This is a genomic window from Mesorhizobium sp. M7A.F.Ca.CA.004.04.2.1 (assembly GCF_004022825.1).
Lineage (GTDB): Bacteria > Pseudomonadota > Alphaproteobacteria > Rhizobiales > Rhizobiaceae > Mesorhizobium.
Genome location: NZ_RZPH01000401.1, coordinates 1 through 5,082, shown reverse-complemented (window position 1 = coordinate 5,082; position 5,082 = coordinate 1). Strand labels below are relative to the sequence as shown.

Genomic DNA, 5,082 nt, shown 5'->3' with positions numbered 1-5,082 from the left:
GCGTATGGGGTCCCCGGCTCCTGCGCTGAAAGTGGAGAACTGGCTGCGTGGCGAGCCCCTCACGAGCCTTCGGCCCGGCAAGGTCTACCTCGTTGAATTTTGGGCGACTTGGTGCCGACCATGTGTCCACGCCATGCCCCATTTGATCGAACTGCAGGAGAAATATAAAGACAGCGGATTTGAGATTATCGGAGTCGCAGCTTGCGAAAAGGCTGCAACCGCGGACGAAGCGCGGACCAACGTGGATGCCTGGCTGACCGAGAAGTTCCCGAATCTGAATTATCGGACAGCGTTCGATTGCACTGGCGAAATGAAAAAGCTCTGGCTGGAACCCAGCTCTTCGTTCGGGATTCCCACCTCGTTCGTGGTCGACCGCGACGGCCACATCGCTTATATCGGCCACCCGGCACCTCTCGATGACGTTTTGCCGAAAGTCCTTAACGGCAGCTGGCGCAGCAGCTATGAAGCGAAAGCCGTCGATGCAAAGCGAATCTCGCGTGTGCGCGAATCGTCGCTGAGTCAGCCGATATACGCCAAACTTGGGCCGGCGATGCAGGACGAGGATTGGGCAGCGGCACTATTGGCCATCGAAGAAGGCCTCGCCGTGATGCCAGACTCTTTTGATTTTCGGCGGGTTCATGCGGATATTCTGCTTCACAAGCTGCGCGACATCAAAACCGGCTTGCCGCTTATGCGCGAATTGGTCGAGGACGCGATCAACAAAAAGTTCGAAGCGATGTCTTGGGTGGTGATGGCGCTGAACCAACTCTTCCATCCCACGATCGACAACTCCCATCTTCCGCATGATGATCGCTTTGCGATGGGCAAGGAGCTCTCCGAACAGATCCTGGAACTTAATCCTCCGCAAGGCGATGGAGACTTTAAATTCGGGTGTTACTTTCCGGTCGCTCAGTATTATTACGAGAGCGGCAACAAGGACCGGGCGATCGAGTTGATCGAGGTGGCAATCAAATCGCTGGACCATTCGGAGCCAGTGCCGGACCAAACCAAACAGCGCTACCTCACCTCGTTGCTCCAAGCCCTGGCCAACTACACGGGTGAGCCTGCCTGTCACGCGGGTCTCTGTGTGGCTCCGCAAAACAAGACTTCCGAAACTCAAAACGCTGTCACTTCCTGAGCAAGGATCGCGAAGGGCATGACAATTGGAATTGAACACCGGCAAATCCGCCCGCCCAGGCGCACTTCGCAGCAATAACGTCGATGCCGCAAAAGTGCGCGGCTTGCGGCAGGTGGAATTTCCATTGCGTTTACCTCGGGTCGAACCGCGGCGCAGGCGTTCGCGCCGCGGTGAAAGGTCTCGCATTGGTGGACGTGCTCGAGGTCGGCCACGGGACACTGTTGCGTGGGATCGGCTCGCCCAAGCCATTCCCCGCCCACGCAAGCGCCCGAACCACACATCGCAGAAAAAGAGATCGTCCTTCAAGAGGAGTACTGAAATTGGGGAAAAGCGAAATTCCTCATGAACCGGTTGGCCCTGCTGTCCACGGGGACGACGAGGCCCTTGCTTCCCCGTTCGTCAAATGCCTCCTGCGGCTCATTCGTACTCAGGATTCCTTCGGCTTATGGGAAGGCCATTCGGATGCCGAGCTGCTGGCCGAGTTCATCATCACCAAGCAACAGCAACGTGCGGTACCCTTTGGCGGCGATCCCGATCCTGACGCGCTGTGGAGGCTCGACATGTTTTACACCGCCGTAGCGCTTGCGATCGAGGAGCGCTCCGGCGTGTCGACGTCGCCAATAATTGGAATGAAGCCCCTGCGGGTTTCCAGCGGTTGGGCGTTCTGTCGAGACGTCCACCGGTTCGGCTTCGAGACTTTCCGCAAACTTGCTGAGGCCGGTACGAAACTGGTCGACGATGCGACTGCAGCCATTGAAGCCTAGCCCGAGATGGAGCGCATCAACAAAACCATTGTTCCAGGAAGGATCTATGTCAGACCTAGATAGGATGAGGAAAAAAGTCTGAAAGCTCCAGTTGCGTGCAGCTATTGCCAAGATGGCATTGCAGGACCTTGTCGAGGGTCTGCCGGGCAAGTGGGCCGACATACAGGAAGTCGCCGAGAAAACCCAAGCCGTTTATGCCGAGTTGGATGTTGCCAAGAGAGAACTCGCTTCAATGAAGAATTTAGGATGATGCGCACATTCACCACCCGTGACGGCTCCATTTGGATGCCGCCGTACCTGACCTCCATCGATAGCAAATCTGCATCGGCTGCTGCCGTTGTTTCAAGGTCTGCTCGCGCGATGTCATGCATCTTCACGGCGTTGATGATGCGGGTGAAATCCTCGCCCCTGCGATGACGAGGACGACGATTTCGACGGCAAGCTCAATCGCATGATCATGGTTGTCGATGATGCCGGCCGCTGCATAGGCTGCGGAGCCTGCGGCCGCGTCTGCCCCAAGAACTGCCAGACGCATGTTCCGGCCGACGAGCTCGCAACATGATCTGGCGAAAACCAGGGGAGCGGCGTGCACTTCATCTTTTTGTCGGCTCGTGGGGCTGGTCCTGTGCAGCAATGCGTCGATGGTTTACTTCGCTTTGGATTCGCTCCGTGTGGCAGTCGTCACGACGCTGGCCTGTTCGCTGCTGCTTCAGGCCGGCTACTTCGGCCGCGTGCTCTTTCTGATCTGGCAGTCCTCTAGCCGCGCTCGTGGAACTCGCCACAGGGGCCAGCATGCCGATGGTTACAGGAAAGCTCGGGTACCAGTCGTCTGACTCTGATCAACTGCGGAATGCAATTTTCAGCTGTGTCCCGGCTTGGTCGAATGCCCAGCATGTGCTGCTGCTTTGATGCGCGGATGACAGGATCAGTGCTCAGACCCACACCAATTTTGGTCACCCTCTGATGACTGAGCTGATCGTATAGGGAATCTGTGTTCGGCTAACACGCGACCATACCCCTGGGCTGACCGGTGCGTAGCAGGTTCAGGTACTTTTTTGCTGGAGATAGCATGCTGGAAAAATTCGAACGTTATCCGCTCACCTTTGGACCCACGCCGATCGAGAGGCTCGACCGCCTCGGCAAGCATCTGGGCGACAAGGTGGAAATCTACGTCAAACGCGAGGACTGCAACTCCGGTCTCGCGTTCGGCGGAAACAAGCTGCGCAAGCTCGAATACATTGTGCCCGACGCGATCGCGTCAGATGCCGATACGCTCGTCACAATCGGTGGCGTGCAGTCCAACCATACGCGCATGGTCGCTGCGGTCGCCGCCAAGATCGGCATGAAATGCCTCCTGGTCCAGGAGAGCTGGGTCCCACATGATGATGCTGTCTACGACCGGGTCGGCAATATCCTCTTGAGCCGCATCATGGGGGCAGAGGTGCGCCTGGTTGACGAGGGCTTTGACATCGGCATCCGCCGCAGCTGGGAAAAGGCACTTTATGAAGTCAAGGCAAGGGGCGGCAGGCCATATGCGATACCTGCCGGCGCCTCTGTCCACAAATACGGCGGCCTGGGCTATGTGGGGTTCGCTGAGGAGGTGCGTGCCCAGGAAGAGCAGCTTGGGTTTGCCTTCGACTATATCGTCGTCTGTACGGTGACTGGTTCAACCCACGGCGGCATGCTCGTCGGGTTCGCCAAGGATGGTCGACAGCGCAACGTGATCGGTATCGATGCCTCCGCCATGCCCGCCAAGACCAAGGCGCAGGTGCTTGGCATCGCCCAAAATACAGCGAAGCTCGTCCACCTCGGAGCGGAAATTGTCGAGGCAGACGTGGTGTTGTTCATGGACTACGCGTACCCGGGTTATGGCGTTCCATCGGAGGAAACCAAAGAGGCAATCCGTTTGTGCGCGCGGCTCGAGGGCATGATTACGGACCCCGTTTACGAGGGCAAATCGATGCAAGGGATGATCGACCTCGTCCAGAGGGGCTTCTTTCCACAGGGATCGAGGGTCCTCTACGCACATCTAGGCGGCGCACCGGCGATCAACGGGTACGGCTACACCTTTCGCAACGGCTGACGTTCGGCAGTCTGCGATTCCGCGGTCGCGCTCGAACGTGGGTAGGTAGCGTCGTTCGAGCGCTTGGCTGGAGAAGTGGAGGCAGCGACGGGCATCCACTAATTGGTACCATTACGTGCTGTCGGTGCTCAACGCCACGCGCATTGAGCGCATGCCGCCGTTGGCAACCGCGAGGCGAATTTTGACTCCGGGGCAAGAATCCACACGCGGCGGTGGCGGCACGAGGACCAAGCCGGCGAGTTCGCGCTTTCGAACTGGCGCCAAACTGCCACTGCTCGAGGGCCGAGGCCAGTCTAATCACAGGCGAGCCGTCCAAGCTCTCAAGAGTGATAGGGCGAAACCCGACAGCGGCAGAAGACATGTCGGGTTCACGACAATCGGCCGCATTTGGCCTCGTGGAGAATTTCAAAGCATTTCCCGCCGCTTACCGGAGCTGAGGGAATTGGCACCTCCGTTGCAGCTTGATGTGCGGCAACACGGTGAGAGCTTCGCTGAAGCAAGCCAGAGGGAGCGATGCCCTCGAGACCGTGTCCGATTTTGACTGGAAAATATTCCGCGACAAAAGAGACGAAAGGTGTGGAATGACTTTGGACACCAAGATGGAACTGCGTATGGGGTCCCCGGCTCCTGCGATCAAAGTGGAGAACTGGCTGCGTGGCGAGCCCCTCACGAACTTTCGGCCCGGCAAGGTCTACCTCGTTGAGTTTTGGGCGACTTGGTGCGGACCATGTGTCGACGCCATGCCCCATTTGATCGAACTGCAGGAGAAATATGAAGGCAGCGGATTTGAGGCGGTCGGAGTTGCCGCCTGCGAACAGGGTCCTACCGCAGACGAGGCGCGGACCAACGTGGATGCCTGGCTGACCGAGGAGTTCCCGAATCTGAATTATCGTATCGGGTTCGATTACATTGGCGAAATGAACAAGCTCTGGATGGATCCCAGCTCTTCGATTGGGATTCCCACCTCGTTCGTGGTCGACCGCGACGGCCACATCGCTTTTATCGGCCACCCGGCGGAACTCGATGACGTTTTGCCGAAAGTCCTTAACGGCAGCTGGCGCAGCAGCTATGAAGCGAAAGCCGCCGATGCAACGCGC

6 protein-coding genes and 1 pseudogene are annotated in these 5,082 nt (G+C 58.1%); all 7 read left to right on the top strand.

Annotation, left to right across the window (positions count from 1 at the left end; genetic code table 11):
• On the top strand, positions 1–1,138 hold a 1,138-nt coding region (locus EN893_RS18435; protein ID WP_164900946.1), incomplete at its 5' end, for a TlpA disulfide reductase family protein.
• Positions 1,139–1,458: 320 nt separating this feature from the next.
• Positions 1,459–1,902: a DUF269 domain-containing protein gene (locus tag EN893_RS18430; protein ID WP_245456756.1), complete on the top strand. Its 444-nt coding sequence runs from the start codon at positions 1,459–1,461 to the stop codon at positions 1,900–1,902.
• Positions 1,903–1,993: 91 nt separating this feature from the next.
• Positions 1,994–2,152, top strand: coding sequence for a CCE_0567 family metalloprotein (locus EN893_RS18425; RefSeq protein ID WP_224571204.1), 159 nt, complete (start codon positions 1,994–1,996; stop codon positions 2,150–2,152).
• Positions 2,149–2,464 (top strand): annotated as a pseudogene (gene fdxB / locus EN893_RS18420) (ferredoxin III, nif-specific). Before EN893_RS18425 ends, fdxB begins: the two are co-directional and overlap by 4 nt.
• Positions 2,436–2,735 carry an exopolysaccharide production repressor protein gene (locus tag EN893_RS40040; protein WP_082826585.1) on the top strand — a complete coding sequence of 100 codons (300 nt, stop codon included), beginning with the start codon at positions 2,436–2,438 and terminating at the stop codon, positions 2,733–2,735. The pseudogene fdxB and the gene EN893_RS40040 overlap by 29 nt, the downstream one beginning before the upstream one ends.
• Positions 2,736–2,971: 236 nt before the next feature.
• On the top strand, positions 2,972–3,985 hold the full coding sequence (locus tag EN893_RS18410; RefSeq protein ID WP_024505903.1) for a 1-aminocyclopropane-1-carboxylate deaminase: 1,014 nt from the start codon (positions 2,972–2,974) through the stop codon (positions 3,983–3,985).
• A 599-nt stretch (positions 3,986–4,584) separates the two neighbouring features.
• On the top strand, positions 4,585–5,082 hold a 498-nt coding region (locus EN893_RS18405; RefSeq protein ID WP_164900947.1), incomplete at its 3' end, for a TlpA disulfide reductase family protein.

What these genes read in the sequence shown, in the direction of transcription:
- EN893_RS18410 (WP_024505903.1), top strand. Translation starts at nt 2,972, where the DNA reads ATGCTGGAAAAATTCGAACGTTATCCGCTCACCTTTGGACCCACGCCG.
- EN893_RS40040 (WP_082826585.1), top strand. Translation starts at nt 2,436, where the DNA reads ATGTTCCGGCCGACGAGCTCGCAACATGATCTGGCGAAAACCAGGGGA.